The sequence below is a fragment of the Enterobacter sp. RIT637 genome (assembly GCF_019718755.1).
Classification (GTDB): domain Bacteria; phylum Pseudomonadota; class Gammaproteobacteria; order Enterobacterales; family Enterobacteriaceae; genus Enterobacter.
Genome location: NZ_JAIHAZ010000075.1, coordinates 1 through 706, shown reverse-complemented (window position 1 = coordinate 706; position 706 = coordinate 1). Strand labels below are relative to the sequence as shown.

Genomic DNA, 706 nt, shown 5'->3' with positions numbered 1-706 from the left:
GTACCCATCACATCCAGCGATTTACGGAAGTAGTTCATCAGATAACGCTTGTAGGAATCCGGCAGATCTTTCACCTGATTACCGTGAATCACCACGATTGGCGGGTTGTAACCACCGGCGTGGGCGTATTTCAGCTTCACGCGACGGCCTCGCACCAGCGGCGGCTGATGGTCTTCCGCTGCCATAGTCATGATGCGCGTCAACATGGCGGTGCTTACACGACGGGTGGAACTGTCGTAGGCTTCGCGAACGGATTCGAACAGGTTGCCCACGCCACTGCCGTGCAGCGCAGAGATGAAGTGCACACGGGCAAAGTCGATGAAGCCCAGACGGAAGTCCAGCATCTCTTTGACTTGCTCACGCACTTCGTTGCTCAGGCCGTCCCATTTGTTGACGCCGATAACAAGTGAGCGCCCACTATTGAGGATAAAGCCCAGCAGCGACAGGTCCTGACCGGAGATGCCTTCTCGCGCGTCGATGACCAGCATCACCACGTTCGCATCTTCAATCGCCTGCAGCGTTTTGATGACGGAGAATTTTTCCACTACATCGGTGATGTTCCCGCGCTTACGCACGCCCGCCGTGTCGATCAGCACATATTCGCGCTCGTCACGTTCCATCGGGATGTAAATACTGTCACGCGTCGTGCCCGGCATGTCGTAGACCACCACGCGGTCTTCGCCGAGAATACGGTTGGTCAGTGTCG

General features: G+C 56.5%; 1 protein-coding gene. It reads right to left on the bottom strand.

Features of this window, described 5'->3' with window-relative positions:
• The coding region (locus K5E19_RS23230) for a GTPase (protein ID WP_221553285.1) at positions 1–706 on the bottom strand (706 nt) is incomplete at both ends.